Genomic DNA, 22,676 nt, shown 5'->3' with positions numbered 1-22,676 from the left:
CGCTTGGGCGGCCCCCAATGGAGGGCACCATCCACACAGGGCCGGGCATGTGTGGCATGGCGCCGCGCTTTAGTTCGAAAGCAGTCGTTTGCCGATGTCGCGCCGCGCGAGGCCGGACCTACGGGGGGATTTGGACTCAAAGAGCGAAGTGGTCGAGGGGGGGCGAGAGCCAAGAATCCACCGGTACCCCAACAGGACCCATCGAATGAATGCACTCAGGCTCATGCGCGACAAGCTGCCCTCGGGGAAAGCCTTGGGCGGCGCCTTGCGTCCTGAACTGGTGTCCCGCCTGCTGCCGGTCGTGCTGCTGGCGATCGGCATCACGGCCCTGGTGATGATGTTCCTGTGGAACGACCAGGCCAGCTACAAGCCGGTGTTCGGTGCGCGCGAGCAGGTGCCGGTGTCGGACATGATGGCCGCGCTGGATGCCGAGGGCATCGCCTACCGGCTGCACCCCGAGTCGGGCCAGGTGCTGGTCTCGTCCTCCGACCTCGGCCGCGCCCGCATGCTGCTGGCGGCCAAGGGCGTCACCGCGCGCCTGCCCGAAGGGCTGGAACTGATGGACAAGAACGACCCGCTGGGCGTCACGCAGTTCGTGCAGGACATCCGCTTCCGCCGCGGCCTGGAAGGCGAGCTGGTGCAGAGCATCACCTCGATGGACGCCGTGCGCTCGGCCCGCGTCCACCTGTCCGTGGCGCGCTCCTCGACCTTCGTGCTCAACGCCCAGGACAAGAGCACCGCCTCGGTGGTGTTGAGCCTGCACCCGGGGCGCACGCTGGGCAACGAACAGATCGCCTCCATCATCCAGCTGGTGGCCGGCAGCGTGTCCAACCTGGACCCGTCCCGCGTGAGCGTGGTCGATCAGGCCGGCCGCCTGCTCTCCGCGCGCGTCGATGTGAAGGACGGCATCGACCAGGGCAGCTTCGCCGACGAGGCGGTGCGCAAGGCGCAGAACGACATCCTGCAGAACGCGCACCAGCTGCTGCAGCCGCTGCTGGGCGCGGGCAACTACAACGTGAGCGTGGCGGTCGAACTCGGTCAGGACCGCGTGCAGGAAACCCAGGAGCGCTACGGCGACGCGCCCAAGGTCACCAACGAAGCCTCGCGCGAGGAGAGCAACCGCGACCGCGTGGCCCTGGGTGTGCCGGGCTCGCTCAGCAACCGCCCGGCCACGCCGGCGCCCGACGCGAACGCGGCGCCCAACACCGCCGAGCGCAGCGCCGTCACCCGGCAGTTCGCCTACGACCGCAGCGTCACCACCATCCAGCGCGCGCGCGGCCAGCTCAAGAAACTCAGCGTGGCCGTGGTGCTCAACGACGGCGCCGCGCCCGGCGCGGCCGCCACCGGCTGGGCCCCGCAGGACATCGCGCGCATGGAGGGCCTGCTGCGCGGCGGCCTGGGCATCAACGCCGAGCGGGGCGACCAGCTCGTGGTCTCCTCGCTCGCGTTCCCGGGCGCCGCGCCCGCCGTGCCCTGGTACGAGGAACGCGAGACCGTGTTCGAGTTCGTGACCTGGGGCCTGTACGTGCTGGGCGCGCTGCTGTGCTACTTCCTGCTGGCGCGCCCGCTGCTGCGCATCCTGCGCGAGCGCCACAAGCCGCCGGCCGAAGTCGGCATGACCGATCTGATCGCGCTGGAGGGCGGGGCGGGTGCCGCCGCCGCCGAGTCGCCCGCGCTCGCGAACCCGGCGCCGGCCGTCGCGGCGCTGCCCCACAAGGCCCAGGCGGCGAACTCGGGCGCGATGGTGCCGCTGCTCGCCGACTACGACCTGCCACCGCCCGGCTCGCCGGTGGAGGTGCTGGTCAATCACTTGAAGGTGCTGGCCCAGAAGGAGCCGGAGCGCGTCGCCGAAGTTGTCAAACAGTGGGTTCAGAAAAATGCCGCCATCACCTGATCTCGAAGGGGCCGATGCCGGCTCGCTCTCGTCCACCGAACAGGCCGCCATCGTGCTCCTGAGCATGGGCGAGCAACCGGCCGCGGCCGTGTTGCAGCACCTCTCGCGCGAGGAGCTGCTGGATGTCACCCAGGTCATGTCGCGCATGAGCGGGATCAAGGTGGACATGGCGCGCACCGCGCTGCAGCACTTCTTCGACGACTACCGCGAACAAAGCGGCGTGCACGGCGCCTCGCGCGCCTACCTCAAGAGTTCGCTCGACATGGCGCTGGGCGCGAACATCGCCAGCAGCGTGCTCACCCGCATCTATGGCGACGCCATCCGGCCGAAGATGGCACGGCTGCAGTGGGCCTCGTCGCGCTGGATCGCCGACCGCATCGCGGCCGAGCACGAACACATGCAGGCGGTCTTCCTCGCCTTCCTGCCCTCGGCCCTGGCCAGCGAGGTCATCGAGCGCCTGCCCGAGGACAACCGCGACCTGGTGCTGATGCAGATCGCCCAGCTCGGCCACGTGGAGCACGACATCCTGCGCGAGCTCGAGGTGCTGGTCGACGCCTACCTGGCGAGCCTGGAAACCCAGAGCGCCACGGTGGAGGGCGTGCGCCAGGCCGCCGAGATCATCAACCGCATGCCCGGCAACCGCCAGAAGGTGGTCGAGCAGATGCGGGCGCGCGACCCGGCCGTGGTGGCGCAGATCGAGGTCAGCATGTACGACTTCTTCATCCTCTCGCGCCAGACCGAGGACGTCATCACTCGCATCATCGAAGCCTCGCCGCTGGACCTGTGGGCCGTGGCGCTCAAGGGCGCGGACCCCGAGGTGCGCCGCAAGGTGCTGCAGGCCATGCCGCGGCGCCAGGCGCAGGCCTTCGAAGACACGCTGCGCCGCACCGGGCCGGTGCCGCTCAGCCGCGTCGAGCAGGCGCGCGCCGAGATCATGCGCGAGGTCAAGGCGCTGGTGGACAGCGACGAGATCCAGATCCAGCTGTTCGCGGAGGCGGTGGTCGCATGAAGACCTACCGGCCGCACCGGTTCCCGCCGCTGAGCCGCTTCACGCCGGCCCAGGCGGTGTCGCCCGGCGACGCCGAGAGCGCGCAGGCGGCATGGGCCGAAGGCTTCCAGCAGGGCATGGACCGGGGCTACCGCGAGGGCCATGACAGCGGGGTGGAGCGCGGCGTGGCCGAAGGCCGCCTGCAGGGCCTGCGCGAGGGCCGCGACGAAGGACAGGCCGAGGCCCGCGCGGCCGTGCTGGCCCGCTGGCAGGCCTATGCCGCGCCGGTGGACGCCGCGCTCGCGGCCCTGCACCAGGCCCAGGACGACTACCAGAAGGCCTTGCGCAGCGAGGTCGTCGATCTCGTGGGCAAGGTGGCCCGCCAGGTGATCCGCGCCGAGCTCACGCTGCAGCCCACGCAGTTGCTGGCGCTGGTGGAAGAGTCGCTCAAGACCATGCCGCCGGCCACCGGCGAGATCGAGGTGTTCCTCAACCCGGAAGACCTGGAGCGCATCCGCGATCTCGACCCCGTGCGCGCCCGCGCCTGGAAGCTCATGGCCGACAGCCGCCTCGACGCCGGCGAGTGCCGCGTGCACTGCGGCGGCCAGGAGGCCGACGCGGGCTGCCGCCACCGGCTGCAGGCCTGCATGGAGCAGATCGGCGCGCAGCTGCTCGACACCGAACCCCTCGCCGCCGAGCCGGCGCCCGCCACGGAGCTCGCCGCATGATCGCCGAGCGCCTGAAGTCCGTCGAACTCACCGAGGTGCCGGTCTCCGTGCCCACGGGGCGGCTGGTGGGCGCGGCGGGCATGCTGCTGCACGTCAAGGGCTGCCAGCTGCGCATCGGCCAGCGCTGCCGCATCGAGGTGGGGCCGGGCGACTGGGTCGAGGCGCAGGTGGTGGGCTTTCGCGACGAGATGACCTCGGTCATGCCTTTCAAGAAAACCGATGGCCTGAGCGCCGGCGCGCGCGTGCTGCCGATGGCGTCGGACAGCGAACTGCTGATCGGCCCGTCCTGGCTGGGCCGCATCGTCAACGGCCTGGGCGAACCCATGGACGGCCTGGGCCGCCTCGGTGGCGAGCACCGGCTGGGCAGCCAGCCGCCGCGCGTGGACCCGCTGCGCAAGCGGCCCGTGCACGAGCCGCTGGACGTGGGCGTGCGCGCCATCAACGGCCTGCTCACGCTCGGCCGTGGCCAGCGTGTGGGCCTGATGGCCGGCAGCGGCGTGGGCAAGAGCGTGCTGCTGGGCCTCATCACGCGCCAGACCGTGGCCGACGTGGTGGTGGTCGGCCTCATCGGTGAACGCGGCCGCGAGGTGCGCGAGTTCATCGACCTCTCCCTCGGCCCCGCCGGCCTGCGCCGCGCGGTGGTCGTGGTGGCGCCGGCCGACGAGTCGCCGCTGATGCGCCTGCGCGCCACCGAGCTGTGCCACTCCATCGCCGCGCACTACCGCGACCGGGGCCAGAACGTGCTGCTGCTGCTGGACTCGCTCACCCGCTACGCCATGGCGCAGCGCGAGGTGGCGCTCTCGCTCGGTGAGCCGCCGGCCACGCGCGGTTACCCGCCTTCCGTGTTCAGCGCGCTGCCGCAGCTGGTGGAGAGCGCGGGCAACGGCGAAGGCGAGGGCAGCATGTCCGCCATCTACACCGTGCTCGCCGAGGGCGACGACCAGCAGGACCCGGTGGTGGACACCGCGCGCGCCATCCTGGACGGCCACATCGTGCTCTCGCGCGCCCTGGCCGAGCGCGGCCACTACCCGGCGATCGACATCGGCCAGTCCATCAGCCGCTGCATGTCGCTGGTGGCCGAGCCGGCGCACAGCGCCGCCGCGCGCACCATGAAGGCGCTGCTCTCCAGTTACCAGCAGGTGCGCGACCTGCTGCCCATGGGCGCCTACGTGCCCGGCGCCGACCCGCAGGCGGACCGCGCCGTGAGCCTGTACCCGCGCATCGAGGCCTACCTGCACCAGGGGGTGAAGGAGAGCGCCCCCCTGACGGACTGCCTGCGCGACCTGAGCGAGCTGATGGCATGAACCCACCCACCCATCTCGTCACCCTTGGCCACCTAGTCACCGCGCGCGAGCGCGAGCAGGAGCGCATCGGCGCCGAGCTGAGCCGCCAGCAGTCGGTGCGCGAGCGCATGCAGCGCAGCGTGGATCGGCTGCACGCCATCTGCGACGCCGCCGGGCCTTCGGGCGCCCAGCCCTTCCTGCTGGCCGCCAACTGCGCGGCCTACAAGCAGTCGGTGATGGGCCTGGCGCAGGAGCAGCAGCGCAGCCTGGAGCGCCACAGCGCCGAGGTGGAGGCCACCCGCGTGGCCCTGCACGCCGCCTTTCGCCAGCGCGAAGGTGTGGCCCAGGTGCTGCACAAGCGCGAGAGCGAATGGCGCCTGGCCGGGGAGGTGCGGGCGCGAAAACAGCTCGACGACGTGGCCCTGACGGTCTGGCGCCGCACCGAACGGTGAAAAAAATGGCCTGCCCCCTTCAAAAACCGCTGCTCCCGGTCGCCTTACCGGGCATGGGCGGGGCTTTTCCTGCCTGATCAGGAGCAACCATGGACATCAACCCGACCCAGATGGCGACCCAGCTCGCCACCATCTACACGCAGGGCACGCAGGACATCATCACGCGCGACAGCAAGAGCGCCGATGCCACCAACGCGGGCTACACCCGCCTGCGCTCGGCCCTCGCGGCGTTCAACACCGCGATGGACGCGCTCTCGGGCAAGAAGGGCCTGGTCAAGAACAGCGCGACCGTCGCCGGCAGTTCCGGCGCCACGGGCACCGCCTCCGCCACGGCCCAGCCCGGCACCTACAGCTTCTTCGTGGAGGCCGTGGCCTCCAACCACCAGATCGCCTTCGCCGACCTGCCCGCCGTGCCGGTGGCCACCGGCGGGCCGCTGGTGATCCAGCAGGCCGACGGCAGCAGCTTCAACGTCAACCTGCTGATGGCCGACGCCGATGGCAACGGCACCATCTCGCAGACCGAGATCGCGCGCGCCATCAACCAGGCCTCGGGCAACGCGGGCAAGGTGACGGCCCAGGTGGTCAACACCGGCAACGGGTCCCAGCTGATCCTCTCGTCCGGCGCCAGCGGCGAGGACGGCGCGATCACCGTCGACGCCAGCGGCCTGCCCGCCGGGGCCCTCAAGGACGCCCTGAGCGCCACGCCCAACGAGCTGGCGCAGGCGCGCGACGCGGTGGTGTGGCTGGGCGACCAGGGCACGGGCGTGCGCATCCAGCAGGCCAGCAACACCGTGACCGCCATCGACGGCGTGACCCTCAGCCTCACCCGCGCCATGTCCACGGGCGACGCCCCCGCCACGCTGACCGTGGCCGCCGACGAGGCCGGCACCGCCGACAACGTGCGCAGCTTCGTGACCGCCTTCAACACCTTGCAAGGCATCATCAACGACCTCACCAAGACCGACATCAACGCGGCCTCGCGCGGCGTCTTCGCCAGCGACAGCAGCGTTCGCGCGCTGCGCACCCGCCTCAACGACATCGTGCGCCAGGACTTCGGCGGTGTGCGCCTGTCCGAACTGGGCATCTCCACCGACCGCCAGGGCGCGCTGACCTTCGACGCGGCCAAGCTGAAGAAGACGCTGGACGTCAAGCCCGACGCGCTGGACAAGGCCTTCGGCTCGTCCAGCCTGTCGGCGCCCTCGGGCTTGCTGGGCTCGATGAACACCTACCTCAAGACCTGGCTCGACTCGGGCAACGGCCAGATCAAGCGCCGCCAGGACTCGGTGCAGACCCTGCAGCGCGACATCACCAACCGCCAGGCGCGCCTGGACGAGCAGTTCGCGATGTCCTACGAGCGCTACCTGCTGCAGTTCACCCAACTTCAATCCCTGATGGGCCAGCTCAACCAGACCTCGGGCATGTTCGGATCGTCCACCTCGGCCACCGCCTGAGGACCGACCGCACCGCCCGTCACTACCCCCGACGAGGACTTCCTTGACATACGACGCATACGAGAGCTACGCCCAGGTCGACCTGGGCGCCCAGACCGCACAGGCCTCGTCCGTGCAGCTGGTGCTCATCCTGATGAACGGCCTGCAGGACGAGCTGGCGCGCGCGCGCGCCCACATCGAAGGCAGCCGCTTCGAGGCCAAGGCGCGCAGCCTCGACAAATGCGTCGGCATGCTCAATGGCCTGTCCAGCTCGCTGGACACGGACGCCGGTGGCGAGGTGGTCGCGCAGGTCGCGGAGGTCTACGACTACTGCGCCCGCCGCCTGCACGAGGCCGGGGTCCGGCTCGACGTGGGCATGGTCGACGAAGTGGGCCGGCTGCTGCGCACGCTGCAGGAAGGCTGGGAAGGCATGCAGGCCCACCATGGATAAGCGCCAAGCGTTCCTGGACCTGGCGGCGCGCCTGCGCCACGAGACGCAGGCCGCCGACTGGGCCGCGCTGGCCCGCACCGATCAACAGCTCGCCGCGCTGCTCGCCCGCCTGCCCGCCGTGGCGGCCCTGAGCGCGCCGGAGCAGGCCGCGCACCACGCGCTGCGCCAGGCGCACGAGGCCGCGCGCACCGCCTGCGCGCAGGCCCATGCCCAGGCCCACGAGCGCCTTCAGGCGCTGTGCGACCAGCGCACCGGCTGGACCGCCTACGCCCTGAGCACCGACCTGCAGGAGGTCTTGCCATGAACGCCGCATCCCCCGTCCTCAACCTCGCCCCCGCCGCGTCCGCACCGATCGGTGCCGCGCCGATCGCGCCGCCGGCCGATGGACAGGCCGCGCCGCCGGGCGATTTCGCCGACCTGTTGGCCGTGGGCGAAGGCGCGGAACCCATCGACGCCGCCGACCCCACGCTCCCCACCGAGATCGGCCTGCTCGATGAAGAGCCGGCGGCCGATGACGACGGTGAACAGGCGCGCGACGACGGCCCGGCCGAACCCACGGAGGCGATGCTGTCCGCCGCCCTGGCCACGGTGCAGTGGACGGTGGGTGTGGAGCGCGCGCTGCAGCTGGCGCTGCGCTCCTCGCAGGCCGCGCCCGCCGCGCCGCCGCCGGGCGCCGCGCCCGTGGCCCTGTTCCATACCAGCCCGGCACCCCCGACGTCCCTTGCGGCGGTGCCCGTGCCCGCCGACCCCGCCGTGTCCGATGCCTCGGCGCCGTTGCCGGCGGCCGCACCGGCCGGGCAGGGCAGCACCACGGCCGATGCCGGCGCGCGCGCGCCGCGCTTCGAACTGCCGCCGGTGCAGGCCGGCCCCGCCGCCGCGACCGCGCCGGCCACGGGCAACGCCTTCGTGCTCGAAGGCGACAGCGTGCGCCTGTCCGCCGCCGAGCCCGACCTGTGGCAGCGCCCGCTCGCGCAGGCGCTGGGCGATCGGCTGCAGGTGCAGGCCTCGCAAGGCATCGAGCAGGCGCGCATCCGGCTGGAGCCGCCGGCCCTGGGCCGCATCGAAATCGTGCTGCGCCAGGAGGCCGGCCAGCTGCAGGTGCAGCTCAGCGCGTCCCACCACGACGTGGTGCGCCAGCTGCAGGCCATGGGCGAAGGCCTGCGGCAGGAACTCACGCACAAGCAGGGCAGCCCCGTCACGGTGCAGGTGTTCGAAGACCGCGCGCTCGCCGACGGCCGCTCCCCGCACCGCGAACGCCAACACCCACCGCAGCAGGAAGACCGGCCCGGCCAGGGCCTGCTGAGTGAATCGAAGGCCGACCGGCGCGCCTTCACCCTGGCCTGAAGCGCCACCGACCGACCGCCACCGAGCCTGCCCGCATGAAAAAAGTCCAACTGATCTCCCTCGTCGTCGGCGTCGCGCTGCTCACCGCCGCGGGCGGCGGCGCGGCGGCCTACTGGCTGCTGCGCCCGGCCAAGCCGGCCGTGGCCGGCGCTCCGGCGCCCGACAAGCGCGAGTACCGCTACGTCACGCTGGACAAGGTCATCGTGATGCTGCGCGGGCGCGAAGGCGGCCCGCTGACCAACTACCTCGCGGTGGACCTGGTGTTCAAGACCCCCGTGGCCGACGAGGCGCAGACCAAGCAGCAACTGCCCAAGCTGCGCTCGATCGCGGTCCGCTCGCTCTCCGAGTTCACGCTCGAACAGGCCGGCATGCTCACCATCCCCGCGCTCTCCGACCATGTGCAGAAGGCCTATGTGGAGAGCTTCAAGGCCGAGGCGCGGACCATGCCTTTCGGTGAAGTGATGATCGGCAAGCTCATCATCGAGTGAGCGACGGCATGTACGGCGGTTACACCGAAATGGCCAGCGTGGCCGCGGCCGAGCTCGGCGCGGCGGACGAGCAGAAGCACCTGCTGGCGTTCACGCCGCTGGTGCGGCGCACCGTGCGCCAGCTCAGCTCGCAGGTCGGTGGCACCATGGACCGCGACGACATGATGCAGATCGGCCTCATGGGCCTGCTCGAGGCCCTGCGCCGCTACGGCGAGCCCGACGACCGTTTCCCCGCCTTCGCCAGCCTGCGGGTGCGCGGCGCCATCCTGGACGAGCTGCGCCGCCAGGACTGGCGGCCGCGCTCGGTGCGCCAGGAGAGCTTTCGCCTCAAGACCGAGGTGCGCGAACTCACGAAGCGCATGGGGCGCGAACCCACCGAGGCCGAGGTGCTGGCCGGGCTGGACATCAGCCCCGAGGCCTACCTGGCCTACCAGCAGGACAGCAACGCCGAGACCCTGGCCAGCTTCGACGACATGTTCGACGCGCTGTCCAACGAGGCGTCCGCCCAGCGCTCGCCAGAAGCCGAACTGGTGCTCAAACGAAGCCTACAGCAGGCTTTGGGCACGTTGAGCGAGCGTGAACAGCGCGTCATTCAGCTCTACTACGAATACGAACTGAGCCTCAAGGAGATCGCGGCGGTGCTGGGCTTGACCGAAGCCCGCATCTGCCAGATCAACAAGGCCGCCCTGCAGAAGATGAAAACCGTCCTGCAGACCGACTGACCGATTTTTCAAAGCCCAGCCATGCAACTCTTCGTCGGCGCCCTTGTCATCCTCCTCACCGTCTTCGGCGGCTTCCTGCTGGGCGGCGGAGACCTCGCGGTGGTCTGGGAACCGGTGGAACTGCTGATCATCGGCGGCGCCGGCCTGGGCGCCATCATCGTCGGCAACCCACGGCACGTGCTCAGCGAGATGGGCATCCAGCTGCGCAAGCTGGTCGGCTCGCGCAAGCAGGGCGAGGAGTTCCAGCGCCAGCTGCTGCTGCTGATGTACGAGCTGCTGCAGACGGCCGCCGGCGGCATCAAGGCCCTGGACGCCCACGTGGAAGAGCCGCACAAGAGCGCGATCTTCATGAAGTACCCGCTGGTGCTCGACGAACCCAAGCTGCTGCACTTCATCGTCGACAACTTCCGCCTGATGGCCATCGGCAAGATCAACGCCCACGAGCTGGAGGGCGTGCTGGAGCAGGAGCTCGAGACCATCCACGAGGAACTGAACCAGCCGGCGAAGTCGCTGCACAAGATCGCCGAGGCCATGCCCGGCTTCGGCATCCTGGCCGCCGTGCTGGGCATCGTGATGGCGATGAACTCGGTGGGCGCCGGTGCCGGCGCGGGCGAGATCGCGGCCAAGGTGGCCGCGGCCATGGTCGGCACCTTCATCGGCATCTTCCTGTGCTACGCCGTGCTCGACCCCATCAGCAACATGATGAAGCAGCTGGTGAAGGAGGAGATGTCGCACATGGAAGCCGTCAAGGTGGTGCTGGTCACCCATGTGTCGGGCAAGGTCGCGCTGCTGGCGATCGACGCCGGGCGCCGCCTGGTGCAGCTCAACATCAAGCCCAGCTTCTCCAAGCTGGAGTCCTGGATCAACGCGCTGGAGGGCCGCGAAGAGGAGCCCAAGCAAGAGTTCAATCGACGCGCGGGGGATCGCCGTGTCCAAGCTTGACCACGCCACCATCGTCAAGCGCGCCTCGCGGCGCCACGACGAAGAGGCGCACGGCGGGGCCTGGAAGGTGGCCTTCGCCGATTTCGTGCTCGCGCTCATGTGCCTGTTCATGGTGCTGTGGGTGCTCGCCGCGCGCGACAAGGAAGAGCTCAGCGGCCTGATGACCGCCAGCGGCGGGCACGTGGTCAACGAAGGTCGCGGCCCGCGCGTCGAAACCGTGGGTGGGCCGCGCGGCAGCCTGATCGAGCGTTTTCCCATGCCGGCCAGGGGGTCGGGCGGTGGCCCGATGGCGGGCGAGCAGGTGGGCGAGGTGCAGCCGCGCGAACCGGGCCAGCGCGTGCGCTACGAAACGCCCGCGCAGCTGCAGGACCTGGCCGAGCTGCTCAAGCTGATGAGCGAGCAAGCGGGCCTGCAGGCCAACCTGCAGACCATCGTCACGCCCTACGGGCTGCGCATCATGCTGCACGACACCGACCGCGAAGGCATGTTCCAGCTCGGCAGCGCGACGCCCGGCGCGAAATTCAAGGACATGCTGCGGCGCATGGGCCCGCTGTTCGCGAAGATCGAAAACAGCATGCTCATCGTCGGCCACACCGATGCCAGGCCCTATGCCGGCGCGGGCCCGCACACCGCATCGAACTGGACGCTCTCGAGCGACCGCGCCGCCGCCGCGCGCGCGCACCTGATGGATGGCGGCATGCCCGCGCGCAACGTGTTGCAGGTGGTCGGCATGGCCGATCGCGCGCCCTTCGAAACCGGGGACGCTCACGCCAGCGTGAACCGGCGCATCGAATTGCTCGTGCTCACCGAAGGCCAGAGCGGGGCCATCGCCGCCATGTTCGGCGCGCCCACGGACCAGCACCCACTGGTGCCCGGCGTGCAGACCGAGATGCCCAGCCTGGACGTGCTCGCGGCGCTGCGCGCGTCCCTGCTCAAGGCCAGCCAGGGCATCCCCGGCCTGCAGCAGGTGATGGACCGCGGCGCCAACCACCCCCCCGTCACCCCATGAACGCCCTTCAGGCCGCAGGCGAATGCAAACCCGACGAACGCGAGGAGATCGCATGAGAATTTCCGGCAACCCCGGCACCGAGCCTGCCGCCGCGGCGCGCGCCGCCGACGCGCCCCGCACCGAGGCGGCCAGCGCCGGCGCGCCCTCGGTGGCCACCGCGCCGGCCGCGCTGGCCTCGGGCGTCATGCAGCCCGCCATGGACGCGCTGCGCGGCATGTCGGACGTGGACACGGCCCGCGTCGCCGAGATCCGCGAAGCCCTGGCGCGCGGCGAGATCCGCTTCGACGCCGGCAAGCTCGCCAGCCTCATCACGCGCTACCACGGGAGCCGGCCGTGAGCGTGCGGCGCGAGTGCGTGGCCTTCCTGGAGCTGGTGCGCGACGACCAGACCGACTTCCAGGCCATGCGCGACCTGCTGCAGGCGCAGTTCGACGCCGCGCTGCGCCACGACCCCGTGCGCGTGGCGGCCGTCTGCGAATCCATTTCGGCACTGACCGAGCGCATCACCCAACGCGGCCACGAACGGCTCGCGCTGGCGCGGCGCATCAGCGGCGCCGACGGCCACGCGGCCTACGAGATGGTGCAGCAGGCCTTGCCGCACGGCGTGCGCGCCACCGTGAAGCAGTGGTACACCGACCTGCAGGCGATGGTGACCGAGTGCCAGCGCCTCAACGCGCGCAACTGCGACCTGCTGATGGGCCAGTACGAGATCATGCAGCGCGTGCTCAACGACGAGGTGCACACCTATGCGCCTGCCTGACGCGCGCTTCGCGGCGGTGTCGCCCGCCATGGCGATGGACGGCATGGCGCCGCTGCCGCGCGCGGGCGCGGGTGGCTTCAGCGCGCTCATGCGCTCGGTGGACGGCGAGGTGCGCCGCTTCATCGCCCAGGGCTCGGGCGCCAGCCTGCCGGGCGGGCTCACGCCCGAGGCCGCGTCGCTGCGCCTGCGGATGGCCACCGTCGAGGCGCCGGGCGTCCGCCCTGCTTCGGGCGAGGGGGTGCCCGAGGCCGAACGCGCCGCCTTTCTCAACCGCATCGCGCCCTGGGCCGAAAGCGCTGGCCGTGCGCTGGGCGTGGCGCCCGAACTGGTCGCGGCCCACGCGGCGCTCGAATCGGGCTGGGGCCGGCAACCGCTGCGCGCGGCCGACGGCAGCGACACGCACAACCTGTTCGGCCTCAAGGCCACGGGCGGCTGGAAGGGCGGCACCACCGACGCGCTCACCACCGAGTTCAGCGAGGGCGAGGCCCACAAGACCACCGAGCGCTTCCGCGCCTACGCCGATCCGGGCGAGGCCTTCCAGGACTACACGCGCCTGCTGCGCGACAACCCGCGCTACCGGGGCGCGGTCAACGCGGGCCAGGACGCGCGGGCCTTCGCCCAGGGCCTGGCGGCGGGCGGCTATGCCACCGACCCGGCCTACGCCGGCAAGCTGGAGCAGGTGGCCCGTCAGATCCAGGGAGCCAACCGATGAGGCGCCAGCGCTATTCGGCGGGTTCGACCACGCCCTCGTCGACGACGCGCGCGCTCAGCGTCTTGCCCGACGCGGTGTTGCGCACCCGCACCAGCTCGCCGAGCGAGCCGGCCTGCAGGCTCTCGCCCGCGTTCTCCACCGACACGCCGCCCTGGCGCGCGACGATGCGCACGGCCGCCCCGCGCTTGACCAGCACGGCCTTGTTCAGCAGGCGCGCCTGCAGCACCTGGCCTTCGCGCAGCGCGCGCCGGCTCGACTGCCCCACCGCGTTCTCGACGATGCCCAGGGCATCGGCCATCTGCGTCACATCGCGCCGCTCGGGCCGCACGTCCGCGGCGGTGAGTGCCTTGCCGGCGGCGATCGCCCCGGCGCTGACCAGCACCTCGGCCTCGAGCGCCACGCGCGCCACGAACTCGTGCGTCCAGCCCGGTGTGTCCGGGCAGCTCACCTTGAGCGGCATGCGGGTCGGGTGGCGGGCGTCGCCCAGGTCCACCGCGACCGGGCTGGCGCACTGCAGATTCGCGGGCGCGCGGCTGCCCAGCTTCACGCTCACTTCAGGGGCTTTCCAGCCCAGGTCTTCGGCGTGGGCAAGCCAGTGCGCGCGCACCGCCTGCTCGACCTGCGGCAGCACGGGCGCCGCCACCGCGAGCGCGGGCAGGGCGCCGAACCAGACAAGCAACTTCAAACAGAAAGGACTGCGCATGGGTATCGATATCGGGCAAGTGATCGCGGTGCATGCCGACGCACTGCAGTTGCGGGCGGAGCGGACCAAGGTGCTGGCCTCCAACCTCGCCAACGTGAACACCCCGGGCTACCAGGCCCGCGACATCGACTTCGCCGCCAGCCTGGAACGGGTGATGAGCGAAGGCGGGGAGGGGCTTGAAACGGGCGATGGCGGCGAGCTGATGTACCGCGTGCCGCACCACCCTTCGGCGGATGGTAACACCGTGGAATTGGGCGTCGAGCAGGCGGCTTTCGCGCAGAACGCGGTCGGTTTCCAGACCAGCCTGACCTTCGTCCAGATGAAATTCAAGGGCCTGGCGCAGGCCATCGCGGGGCAGTAAACATGTCGTTCGAAAGCATCAGCCGCATCGCGGGCTCGGCCATGTCGGCCCAGACTGTGCGCCTCAACACCATCGCCAGCAACCTCGCCAACGCCGAGGCCGCCTCGGGCGTGGAGGGCGACACCTACCGCGCGCGCAAGCCGGTCTTCGCCACGATTTACGACAACGGCGGCAACGGCGCCACGCCCGGCGCCAGCGTGCAGGTGCTCGACGTGATCCAGAGCGACGAGCCGCTGCGCCGCATGCACCAGCCCGACCACCCGCTGGCCAACGAGGCCGGCGACATCTACCTGCCCAACGTGAACCCCGTGGCCGAGATGACCGACATGATGTCGGCCTCGCGCGCCTTTGAAACCAGCGTCGAGGTGCTGACCCGCACCCGCCAGATGCAGATGGCCGTGCTGCGGCTGGGAGAGTCCTGACTATGGAAGCCATCACCGATCTGACCCAGAAGTCGGCGCAGACCGCCGCCGAAGCGCCGGTGGCCGCGAACGCGGACGCCGGCACCAAGGACATGTTCCTCAAGCTGCTGGTGGCGCAGGTGCGCAACCAGAACCCGCTGGAGCCCAGCGACCCGGCCGAGTTCGTCAACCAGCTCACGCAGCTCAGCCAGACCGAAGCCATGCAGAACGTGGTGGCGCAGACGCGCAACAGCGCCTCCATGCTGGAGAGCCTGCAGGTGCTCTCGCTCGGCGCCCAGGTGGGCAGCCAGGTGTCCGTGGTCACCGAGTCGGTGATCCTCGGCACCGAGAAGGTCTCGGGCAGTTTCGAGCTCGACGCCGCGAATTCCAACCTGGCGGTGGTGCTCACGGCGCCAGATGGTCAGAAACACCGCGTAGAGCTGGGTGCCCAGAGCGCCGGCACCGTGTATTTTTCAGTGGACCCCCAGGCGCTGGGCCTGCCGGGTGGCAGCTACGACATCGCCATCGATGGCGGCGAAGGCGTGTCCCCCGATGTGGAGATCCAGAGCGAACTCACCAGCGTGAAGCTCTCGCCCACCGGCGGTGTGCTGCTTCAGGTGGCGCACCTGGGGGACGTGCCTTCCCATGCCATCACCGGCTTTTTCGGCCGCCCGAAGACCTCCAACAGTTGATTTAAGGACCTCCTTCCATGAGCTTCAACATTGCCCTCGGCGGCGTCAACGCCATCAACACCCAGCTGGAAGCGATCAGCAACAACATCGCCAACGCCGGCACCTACGGCTTCAAGTCCAGCCGCGCCAACTTCGCCTCGATGTACGCCGATGGCCAGGCCATCGGTGTGGAGGTCGGCTCCATGTCGCAGACCATAGGCACCAGCGGCGGCGCGCTCAACACCGGCCGCAGCATGGACGCCGCGATCCAGGGCAAGGGCTTCTTCGTCACCAAGGACACCAACGGCGAGACCCTGTTCACCCGCGTGGGCATCTTCGGCGCCGACAAGGACGGCTACGTCACCGACAGCTTCGGCCGCCGCGTGCAGGGCTACGCCGCCGTGCCGGGCAGCACCGCGCTCGGCGCCCTGGGCGACATGCAGATCGAAAAAGGGCAGTTGCCGGCGCAGGCCAGCAGCACGCTCGACTACGTGGGCAACCTCTCGGCCGACTGGCCCAACCCGGCCGTGGCGCCGTTCTCGCCGACCGACCCGCAGTCGTACAACGGTTCCATGGTCTCGGTGGTCTACGACTCGCAAGGCACCAAGCACACGGTGACGCAGTACTTCGTGAAGACCAACCCGAACGAAGTCACGGTGCACTACACCTTCAACGGCGCGGCCTTGCCCGCGGGCTCGCAGACCGTGCTGCAGTTCAGCACCGCCGGCCAGCTGCTGACCCCGGCCACGCCGGTGACCAAGAACCTGCCGGTGCCGGCCACGGTGGCGCCGATCGCGCTGGCCGTGAACTACAACGGCACGACGCAGTTCGCGGGCCAAGCCACCACCACCGTCAACGCCAGCAACGGCTACGCCTCGGGCTCCTTCGTGGGCGTGGCGCTCGACAAGGATGGCTCGGTGCTGGCCCAGTACAGCAACGGCCTGAAGCAGCGCGTGGGCACCATCGCCCTGGCCAACTTCCCCAACGAAGACGGCCTGGTGCCGGTGAGCGACACCAGCTGGGCCGTCTCCAACGCCAGCGGCGAGCCGCTGTACGACGTGCCCGGCGCGGGCCAGGCCGGCACCATCAGCCCCGGCTCGCTGGAGCAGTCCAACGTCGACATGACCGGTGAACTGGTGGGCCTGATGACCGCGCAGCGCAACTACCAGGCCAACACCAAGGTGTTCTCCACCCAGCAGGCCATGACCCAGGCCCTGATGCAGGCCGTCTGAGCCCCTTGCCATGGATGCCCTGATCTACACGGCCATGAGCGGCGCGGAGCGCACGCTGCGCGAGCAGCAGGTGCGCGCCAACAACCTGGCCAACGCGGACACGCCCGGCTTCCGGGCCGACGTGGCCTTCAGCACCGCGCTCGCGACCCCCGGCTACGGCTACGACGACCGCCACATGAGCCAGCTCAACGCCGACGGCGTGAGCGCGCGCCACGGTGTGCTCAAGTCCACCGGCCGCGAGCTGGACGTGGCCGTCACGGGCGAGGGCTACTTCGCGGTGCAGCACCGTGGCGCGCAGGAGGCCTACACCCGTTCGGGCCAGTTCACCGTGGATGCCGACGGCACGCTGACGGTGAACGGGCGCCCCGTCGTCGGCGATGGCGGCCCCATCGTGTTGCCGGCCTTCACGCGCGTGGACATCGCGGGCGACGGCACGGTCTCGATCCAGCCGCCGGGCCAGGAGGACTTGCAGCCGGTGGACCGCATCAAGACCGTGCGGCCGCTGGGCGGCGAGGTCACGAAGAACGAAGCCGGCCTGATCGTGGCGCGCGACGGCCAGCCATTGCCGGCTGACGACACCGTGACCATGCGCTCGGGCCACCTGGAGGGCAGCAACGTGTCCGCCGTCGAGGAGATGGTGGCCACCATGACGCTGAGCCGCGATTTCGAGGTGCAGATGAAGCTGTTCGGCTCGGCCGAGCGCATGTCCGAGGCGGGCAACCGCCTGCTGCGCGGCTGAGCCTGCCGCGCCCCCCCCCGTTCAACCAACCAGGAAACACACCATGAATCCCGCCATGTGGGTCAGCAAGACCGGCGTGCAGGCGCAGGACGCCAAGCTGCAGGCCATCGCCAACAACCTCGCCAACGTCAACACCGTGGGCTTCAAGCGCGACCGCGTGATGTTCGAAGACCTGTTCTACCAGGTGGAGCGCCAGCCCGGCGCCGCGCGCGACGAGAACACCAACGCGCCCACCGGCGTGCAGCTGGGCAATGGCACGCGCGTGGTCGGCACGCAGAAGGTCTTCACCACCGGCAGCCTGCAGACCACCGGCCAGCAGCTGGACGTGGCCATCGTCGGCCAGGGTTTCCTGCAGGTGGAGCTGGCCAACGGCGACACCGCCTACACGCGCGCCGGCCAATTGCAGCCCAGCCCCGAAGGCCGGCTCGTGACCGCGCAGGGCTACCCCATCGTGCCGGACATCACCATCCCGGCCAACGCGCAGTCCATCGTCATCGGCGAAAACGGCGTGGTCAGCGCCAAGATCGCGGGCGAGACCGAACTCACCGAACTGGGCCAGATCACGCTCGCGGGCTTCGTGAACCCGGCCGGCCTGGTGGCGCTGGGCGACAACCTGTTCCAGGAAACCACCGCCAGCGGCGTGCCCACCGAAGGCGTGCCCGGCGAAGAGGCCTTCGGCAAGCTCAAGCAGGGCGCGCTGGAAGGCTCCAACGTGCAGGTGGTCGAGGAAATGGTGGAAATGATCTCGGCCCAGCGCACCTACGAGATGAACACCAAGGTGCTGTCCGCCGCCGACGGCATGCTGCAGAACCTGGCCCAGGCGGTGCGCTGATGCGCGCGCTGGCCGTCCTCACCCTGGCGGCGGCCACCGGGCTCGGTGGCTGCGCGGCCATCGTGCCGCCGGTGGCACCGCCGCTGGCCGACGCGCCCATGCCCCCGGTGCAGCCCATGGCGCGCAAGGGCCAGTCGGGTGGCTTGTTCAACCCCCAGTCCGCCTGGGTGCTGACCAACGACAGCCGCGCCTTCCGCTCCGGCGACGTGCTCACGGTGATCCTGGCCGAGACCACGCAGGCCAGCAAGCGCTCGGGCACCAGTCTGGACAAGCGCAGCAGCGCGAGCGTGCAGCCCCTGACCATCGCCGGCAAGGTGCTCGACACCAGCGTGGGCCTCTCGGCCGACCGCGAGTTCTCCGGCGGCTCCAGCAGCACGCAGCAGAACGCGCTGGAAGGCGCGATCACCGTGGTGGTGCACGAGGTGATGGCCAACGGCCTGCTGCGCGTCTCGGGCGAGAAGAGCCTGTGGCTCAACCAGGGCGAGGAGTTCATCCGTCTCAGCGGCTTCGTGCGCGCCGAGGACATCGACGCTACCAACCGCGTGTCGTCCCAGCGCATCGCGAACGCGCGCATCGCCTATTCCGGCACCGGCACGCTGGCCGATGCCAACAGCCCGGGCTGGCTCACCCGCTTCTTCACCAGCCCCTGGATGCCTTTCTGAGATGCCTGCCATGAACCTTGCCCCGATCCGCGCGCGCTGCTGCGCCGCCCTGGCCCTGGGCGCCGCCCTGCTGGCCCTCGCGCTGCCGGCGCAGGCGCAGGCGCCGGGCGCGCCGGCCCGGCCGCTGCACAGCCTGGTCGACGTCGAAGGCATGCGCGAGAACCAGCTGATCGGCTACGGCCTGGTGGTAGGCCTGCAGGGGTCGGGCGACAGCAGCCAGATCCGCTTCTCGGGCCAGACGGTGGAGAACATGCTCAAGCAGTTCGGCGTCAAGCTGCCCGAACGCAGCAACACCAAGGCGCGCAACGTGGCGACCGTGATGGTCAGCGCGGTGTTCCCGCCGGGTTACCGCAAGGGCCAGAGCATCGACGTGACCGTGTCCTCGATGGGCGATGCCAAGAGCCTGCGCGGCGGCGTGCTGCTGCTCTCGCCCCTGCGCGGTGCGGATGGCGAGGTCTACGCGCTGGCCCAGGGCAATGTGGTGGTGGGCGGCCTCTCGGCGCAGGGCGCCAGCGGGTCCAGCGTCACCGTGAACACGCCCACCGCCGGCCGCGTGCCCAACGGCGCCACGGTGGAGCGCGAGATCGAAAGCGACTTCGACACCCGAGAGACCGTCACGCTGAGCCTCAAGCGCCCGCACTTCCAGACCGCCACCAACATCGTCGAGGCCATCAACCGCAAGTTCGGCACGCTCGCCACCACGCGCAACGCCACCAGCGTGGACGTGGTCGCCCCCGCGAACCCGACCCAGCGCGTGGCCTTCGTGGCCATGCTGCAGGCGCTGCCGGTGGCCGTGGGCACGGAAACGCCCAAGGTGGTCTTCAACTCGCGCACCGGCACCGTGGTGATCGCCGACGGCGTGCGCGTGCGGCCGGCGGCGGTGTCGCACGGCTCGCTCAAGGTGGTGATCGGCGAACAACCCCTGGTGAGCCAGCCCGCGCCTTTCGGCCGTGGCGAGACCAAGGTGGTGCCGCAATCGAGCGTGGCGGTGGAGCAGGGCAGCGGCCGCATGTTCAGCTGGCCGCCGGGCACCAGCCTCAAAGGCATCATCGACACCATCAACAGCACCGGCGCTTCGCCCGACGACATCATGGCCATCCTGCAGGCGCTGGACCAGGCCGGTGCCATCGACGGCGAACTCGTCGTCATCTGAGGCGAGCCCACCATGCAAGCCATTGGACCTTCGGCCCCCGGCGCCGGGCAGCCGGCCGACATCGACCCGGTGCTGCGCGCCAAGGCGGTCGATGCCGCGGAAAAATTCGAGGCCTTCTTCATCGCGCAGAACCTCAAGGCCATGCGCCGCTCCACGCAGGCCCTGGCGAGCGAAGACAGCCCGTTCAACAACAAGATCAACCAGGACATGCTGGACCTGGCCGACAACGTGGTGGCCGACACCATGGCCCGCCAGCGCGCCTTCGGCATCGCCGACGTGATCCTGCGCCAGCTGCTGCCCGCGCCCGCCGTGGCGCCGATGCAGGCCGCGCTTAAGGCGCCGCCCGCTTCGGTCGCTATCCACGAGAAGGCCCCGACCGTGCGCGGGGCCGCCACACCGCCGGAGCCCTGACCCATGACCATCCACTACACCGCGCTGACCGGCGCACTGGCCGCCCAGACCGCGCTGGCCGCGGCCAGCCACAACATCGCCAACGTGATGACGCCGGGCTTCACCCGGCAGGGCGCGCTGTTCGCGGCGGTCGGCCCGTTCAAGGGCGGCGTGGCCGCCACCGGTGGCGGCGTCTCGGTGCCCGCGCTGCTGCGCTTCAGCGACGGCTACAAAAGCATGCAGATGTGGCAGGCCAATTCCGAACTGGGCCGCTACAACACCTCGCAGCCCTACATGCGCCAGCTCGAGCAGGTGATGGGCGACGACGGCTCCAGCCTCAACAGCGGGCTGGACCTGTTCTTCAACGCCCTCAACGCCGCCAGCGTCGACCCCACCTCCGCGCCCCTGCGCCAGCAGGTGATCACCTCGGCCGAGGCGCTGGCCCAGCGCTTCAACAACCTCAACCAGGTGCTCAACAACCAGCGCGCCTCGGTCGCGCAGCAGCGCACCGCCTCGGTGGCGCAGGTGAATTCGCTGAGCGCGGAGATCGCCGACCTCAACGAGAAGATCGCGGCCACGCGCGCCACCGGCATCAACCCCTCCAGCCTGATGGACACGCGCGACCTCAAGATCGACGCGCTGTCCAACCTGGTGGGCCTGCAGGTGGTCGAGCAGGCCGACGGCAGCGCCAGCGTGTCCCTGCGCAGCGGCGTGCCGCTGGTGGCCGGCTCCCTGGCCGCCACGCTCTCCACCGTCAACAACCCCGACGGCTCGCAGACCCTGAAACTGGCCTTCGCCAGCGAGTCCTTCACCGTCACCAGCGGCAACCTCGGCGGCCAGCTCGGTGGGCTGGACGAATTCGAGCGCACGGTGCTCAAGCCGGTGATCGATGACGTGGCCGCGCTGGCCGAAGCCATTGCCACGCGGGTGAACACCCAGATGGCCGCCGGCTTCGCCATGGACGGCACGCCGGGCACCGACCTGTTCCAGTTCGACGCCGCCTCCACCGGCCTGCTCAAGGTGGTCGACGGCCTGCTGGGCGAAGACCTGGCGTTCTCCTTGGACCCGACCAAACCCGGCAACAGCGACAACCTGCAGGCCCTCATCGGCCTGCGCGACCAGCCGCTGACGGTGCCTTCGCTGGGCACGGTGCGCCTGGGCGACATCTACACCCAGATCGTCGGGCGCCTGGGCACGCAGAACCAGCAGGCGCGCGCGGCCCACGACACCGCCAAGACGGTGCGCAACCAGGCCGAGGAAAGCTGGAAGTCCACCAGCGGTGTGAACACCGACGAGGAGGCGATCAACATCGTGCAGTACCAGCAGATGTATCAGGCCAACATGAAGGTGCTGGCCGTCTCCAACGAGCTGTTCGACACCACGCTGGCCATGTTCGGCTGAAGGAGAAGAGACCATGCGCATCGCCAGCACCCAGTACCACACCACCATGAGCACCTCGCTGCAGATGGCGTCGTTCAAGGTCGAGCAACTCATGCAGCAGATGGCCACCGGCGAGCGCCTGCTGGTGCCCTCGGACGACCCCATCGCCAGCGTGCGGCTGGGCCGGCTCGCGCGCGAGCAGGCCGCGCTGGACCAGTACCGCGACAACATCGGCGCCCTGGGCGGGCGCCTGCGGCACAGCGAGGTGCTGCTCGACAGCATGAGCCGCGACATGCTGCAGATGCGCGACCTGCAGATATGGGCTGCCGACGGCACCAACACCTCCGAAGACGTGCGGGCCATGGCCACGCAGCTCATCTCGCTGCGCGACAGCATCTTCGCCACCGCCAACACCCGCGACCAGGAAGGCCGCTACCTGTTTTCGGGCACCGCCTCGAACACGGCCTCCATCACGCTCGACCCGGCCGCCGCGCCTGGCGCGCGCTACAGCTTCACCGGCAACACCGACCTGCAACAGGTGGTGGTGGGCAACGGCATCACGCAGGCGGCCAACGTGCCGCTGGACGAGATGGCCGCCTTCCTGAACCAGCTCGACCTCACCATCCAGGACTTCCAGACGCCGGGCGTCACCGTCAACGACCCGGCCGTGCGGGCCCGCCTCAAGGCCACCACGGACCTGCTCGACAACACCTTCAACAGCGTGAACTCGCGCATCGCGCGCATCGGCGGCGCGCTCACCACGCTGGACTCGCAGGACACCTCGCTGGCCAACGTGAGCCTGTCCAACGACCACGCCGTGCTCGCGCTGGGCAAGCTCGACTACGCCGAGGCCGCCGTGCACCTTGCCGGCTACACCACCGCGCTGCAGGCCACGCAGAAGGCCTACGCCAAGGTGTCGGCGCTTTCGCTGTTCAACGTGCTCTGATCGA

The 22,676-nt window shown here is 70.3% G+C and carries 28 protein-coding genes; 27 read left to right on the top strand and 1 reads right to left on the bottom strand.

From position 1 onward, the window contains the following. The first annotated feature begins 205 nt into the window (after positions 1 to 205). The 16 genes from fliF (at position 206) to AC3WPZ_RS09550 (ending at position 13,202) form a co-directional block, all read left to right on the top strand. A complete protein-coding gene (fliF, locus tag AC3WPZ_RS09625; RefSeq protein WP_382157161.1) occupies positions 206 to 1,894 on the top strand; it encodes a flagellar basal-body MS-ring/collar protein FliF in 1,689 nt (562 codons plus the stop codon). Continuing rightward, the gene (locus tag AC3WPZ_RS09620) at positions 1,878 to 2,903 is read left to right on the top strand and encodes a FliG C-terminal domain-containing protein (RefSeq protein ID WP_444686776.1); all 1,026 of its coding nucleotides are present in this window, start codon (positions 1,878 to 1,880) and stop codon (positions 2,901 to 2,903) included. The genes fliF and AC3WPZ_RS09620 overlap by 17 nt, the downstream gene beginning before the upstream one ends. Continuing rightward, on the top strand, positions 2,900 to 3,610 hold the full coding sequence (fliH, locus tag AC3WPZ_RS09615) for a flagellar assembly protein FliH (protein ID WP_382157165.1): 711 nt from the start codon (positions 2,900 to 2,902) through the stop codon (positions 3,608 to 3,610). Before AC3WPZ_RS09620 ends, fliH begins: the two co-directional genes overlap by 4 nt. Then, positions 3,607 to 4,914: a flagellar protein export ATPase FliI gene (gene fliI, locus AC3WPZ_RS09610; RefSeq protein ID WP_382325362.1), complete on the top strand. Its 1,308-nt coding sequence runs from the start codon at positions 3,607 to 3,609 to the stop codon at positions 4,912 to 4,914. The genes fliH and fliI overlap by 4 nt, the downstream gene beginning before the upstream one ends. Further along, positions 4,911 to 5,345 carry a flagellar FliJ family protein gene (locus AC3WPZ_RS09605; RefSeq protein ID WP_492439324.1) on the top strand — a complete coding sequence of 145 codons (435 nt, stop codon included), beginning with the start codon at positions 4,911 to 4,913 and terminating at the stop codon, positions 5,343 to 5,345. The genes fliI and AC3WPZ_RS09605 overlap by 4 nt, the downstream gene beginning before the upstream one ends. An 89-nt stretch (positions 5,346 to 5,434) precedes the next feature. Beyond that, complete coding sequence (fliD, locus tag AC3WPZ_RS09600; protein ID WP_382157171.1) at positions 5,435 to 6,796, top strand: flagellar filament capping protein FliD; 1,362 nt, start codon at positions 5,435 to 5,437, stop codon at positions 6,794 to 6,796. Positions 6,797 to 6,839: 43 nt separating this feature from the next. After that, positions 6,840 to 7,226 (top strand): flagellar export chaperone FliS, encoded by a 387-nt coding sequence (gene fliS, locus AC3WPZ_RS09595; protein WP_382157173.1) that lies wholly within the window; start codon positions 6,840 to 6,842, stop codon positions 7,224 to 7,226. Then, positions 7,219 to 7,530, top strand: a complete 312-nt coding sequence (locus AC3WPZ_RS09590; RefSeq protein WP_382325358.1) for a hypothetical protein — start codon at positions 7,219 to 7,221, stop codon at positions 7,528 to 7,530. The genes fliS and AC3WPZ_RS09590 overlap by 8 nt, the downstream gene beginning before the upstream one ends. Then, positions 7,527 to 8,570 (top strand): flagellar hook-length control protein FliK, encoded by a 1,044-nt coding sequence (locus tag AC3WPZ_RS09585; RefSeq protein WP_382325356.1) that lies wholly within the window; start codon positions 7,527 to 7,529, stop codon positions 8,568 to 8,570. The genes AC3WPZ_RS09590 and AC3WPZ_RS09585 overlap by 4 nt, the downstream gene beginning before the upstream one ends. Positions 8,571 to 8,605: 35 nt before the next feature. Then, positions 8,606 to 9,058 carry a flagellar basal body protein gene (locus AC3WPZ_RS09580; RefSeq protein ID WP_382325354.1) on the top strand — a complete coding sequence of 151 codons (453 nt, stop codon included), beginning with the start codon at positions 8,606 to 8,608 and terminating at the stop codon, positions 9,056 to 9,058. Positions 9,059 to 9,066: 8 nt separating this feature from the next. Continuing rightward, positions 9,067 to 9,780, top strand: coding sequence for an RNA polymerase sigma factor FliA (gene fliA, locus AC3WPZ_RS09575; RefSeq protein WP_382163946.1), 714 nt, complete (start codon positions 9,067 to 9,069; stop codon positions 9,778 to 9,780). 21 nt (positions 9,781 to 9,801) lie between these two features. Next, positions 9,802 to 10,722, top strand: a complete 921-nt coding sequence (motA, locus tag AC3WPZ_RS09570) for a flagellar motor stator protein MotA (RefSeq protein ID WP_382325352.1) — start codon at positions 9,802 to 9,804, stop codon at positions 10,720 to 10,722. Beyond that, positions 10,709 to 11,731 (top strand): flagellar motor protein MotB, encoded by a 1,023-nt coding sequence (locus AC3WPZ_RS09565; RefSeq protein WP_382325350.1) that lies wholly within the window; start codon positions 10,709 to 10,711, stop codon positions 11,729 to 11,731. The genes motA and AC3WPZ_RS09565 overlap by 14 nt, the downstream gene beginning before the upstream one ends. Before the next feature lie 52 nt (positions 11,732 to 11,783). Beyond that, positions 11,784 to 12,068, top strand: coding sequence for a flagellar biosynthesis anti-sigma factor FlgM (gene flgM, locus AC3WPZ_RS09560; protein WP_492433463.1), 285 nt, complete (start codon positions 11,784 to 11,786; stop codon positions 12,066 to 12,068). Then, positions 12,065 to 12,490, top strand: a complete 426-nt coding sequence (gene flgN / locus AC3WPZ_RS09555) for a flagellar export chaperone FlgN (RefSeq protein WP_382157183.1) — start codon at positions 12,065 to 12,067, stop codon at positions 12,488 to 12,490. The genes flgM and flgN overlap by 4 nt, the downstream gene beginning before the upstream one ends. After that, positions 12,477 to 13,202: a glycoside hydrolase family 73 protein gene (locus tag AC3WPZ_RS09550; protein WP_382326502.1), complete on the top strand. Its 726-nt coding sequence runs from the start codon at positions 12,477 to 12,479 to the stop codon at positions 13,200 to 13,202. Before flgN ends, AC3WPZ_RS09550 begins: the two co-directional genes overlap by 14 nt. Before the next feature lie 10 nt (positions 13,203 to 13,212). Here the strand turns inward: AC3WPZ_RS09550 and flgA are convergent, their stop codons facing one another. Next, the gene (gene flgA, locus AC3WPZ_RS09545; protein ID WP_382325344.1) at positions 13,213 to 13,887 is read right to left on the bottom strand and encodes a flagellar basal body P-ring formation chaperone FlgA; all 675 of its coding nucleotides are present in this window, start codon (positions 13,885 to 13,887) and stop codon (positions 13,213 to 13,215) included. A gap of 16 nt (positions 13,888 to 13,903) precedes the next feature. Here flgA and flgB point away from each other — a divergent pair, with 16 nt between their 5' ends. From flgB to flgL, 11 genes are read left to right on the top strand one after another with little or no spacing between them, the layout of a single operon-like run. Further along, positions 13,904 to 14,266, top strand: a complete 363-nt coding sequence (gene flgB, locus AC3WPZ_RS09540; protein ID WP_382157188.1) for a flagellar basal body rod protein FlgB — start codon at positions 13,904 to 13,906, stop codon at positions 14,264 to 14,266. Between the two features lie 2 nt (positions 14,267 to 14,268). Beyond that, complete coding sequence (flgC, locus tag AC3WPZ_RS09535; protein WP_382325342.1) at positions 14,269 to 14,688, top strand: flagellar basal body rod protein FlgC; 420 nt, start codon at positions 14,269 to 14,271, stop codon at positions 14,686 to 14,688. 2 nt (positions 14,689 to 14,690) lie between these two features. Further along, positions 14,691 to 15,359 (top strand): flagellar hook capping FlgD N-terminal domain-containing protein, encoded by a 669-nt coding sequence (locus AC3WPZ_RS09530; protein WP_382325340.1) that lies wholly within the window; start codon positions 14,691 to 14,693, stop codon positions 15,357 to 15,359. A 17-nt stretch (positions 15,360 to 15,376) separates the two neighbouring features. After that, entirely contained in the window at positions 15,377 to 16,570 is a 1,194-nt protein-coding gene (locus AC3WPZ_RS09525) for a flagellar hook protein FlgE (protein WP_382157194.1), read from the top strand. Positions 16,571 to 16,580: 10 nt separating this feature from the next. Beyond that, complete coding sequence (locus AC3WPZ_RS09520) at positions 16,581 to 17,309, top strand: flagellar basal body rod protein FlgF (protein ID WP_444686767.1); 729 nt, start codon at positions 16,581 to 16,583, stop codon at positions 17,307 to 17,309. Positions 17,310 to 17,352: 43 nt separating this feature from the next. Next, positions 17,353 to 18,141 (top strand): flagellar basal-body rod protein FlgG, encoded by a 789-nt coding sequence (flgG, locus tag AC3WPZ_RS09515; RefSeq protein WP_382325336.1) that lies wholly within the window; start codon positions 17,353 to 17,355, stop codon positions 18,139 to 18,141. After that, a complete protein-coding gene (flgH, locus tag AC3WPZ_RS09510) occupies positions 18,141 to 18,803 on the top strand; it encodes a flagellar basal body L-ring protein FlgH (RefSeq protein WP_382325334.1) in 663 nt (220 codons plus the stop codon). The genes flgG and flgH overlap by 1 nt, the downstream gene beginning before the upstream one ends. Before the next feature lie 10 nt (positions 18,804 to 18,813). Then, entirely contained in the window at positions 18,814 to 19,956 is a 1,143-nt protein-coding gene (locus AC3WPZ_RS09505) for a flagellar basal body P-ring protein FlgI (RefSeq protein WP_444686766.1), read from the top strand. Between the two features lie 12 nt (positions 19,957 to 19,968). Next, positions 19,969 to 20,367 carry a rod-binding protein gene (locus AC3WPZ_RS09500; protein ID WP_382325332.1) on the top strand — a complete coding sequence of 133 codons (399 nt, stop codon included), beginning with the start codon at positions 19,969 to 19,971 and terminating at the stop codon, positions 20,365 to 20,367. A 3-nt stretch (positions 20,368 to 20,370) separates the two neighbouring features. Continuing rightward, positions 20,371 to 21,747 carry a flagellar hook-associated protein FlgK gene (flgK, locus tag AC3WPZ_RS09495; protein ID WP_444686764.1) on the top strand — a complete coding sequence of 459 codons (1,377 nt, stop codon included), beginning with the start codon at positions 20,371 to 20,373 and terminating at the stop codon, positions 21,745 to 21,747. A gap of 13 nt (positions 21,748 to 21,760) precedes the next feature. Continuing rightward, positions 21,761 to 22,672 (top strand): flagellar hook-associated protein FlgL, encoded by a 912-nt coding sequence (gene flgL / locus AC3WPZ_RS09490; protein ID WP_492439321.1) that lies wholly within the window; start codon positions 21,761 to 21,763, stop codon positions 22,670 to 22,672. The last annotated feature ends 4 nt before the right edge of the window (positions 22,673 to 22,676 follow it).

It is taken from the genome of Hydrogenophaga sp. FW305-3-2-15-A-LB1 (assembly GCF_058787875.1).
This window is presented reverse-complemented; position numbering and strand designations above follow the sequence as displayed.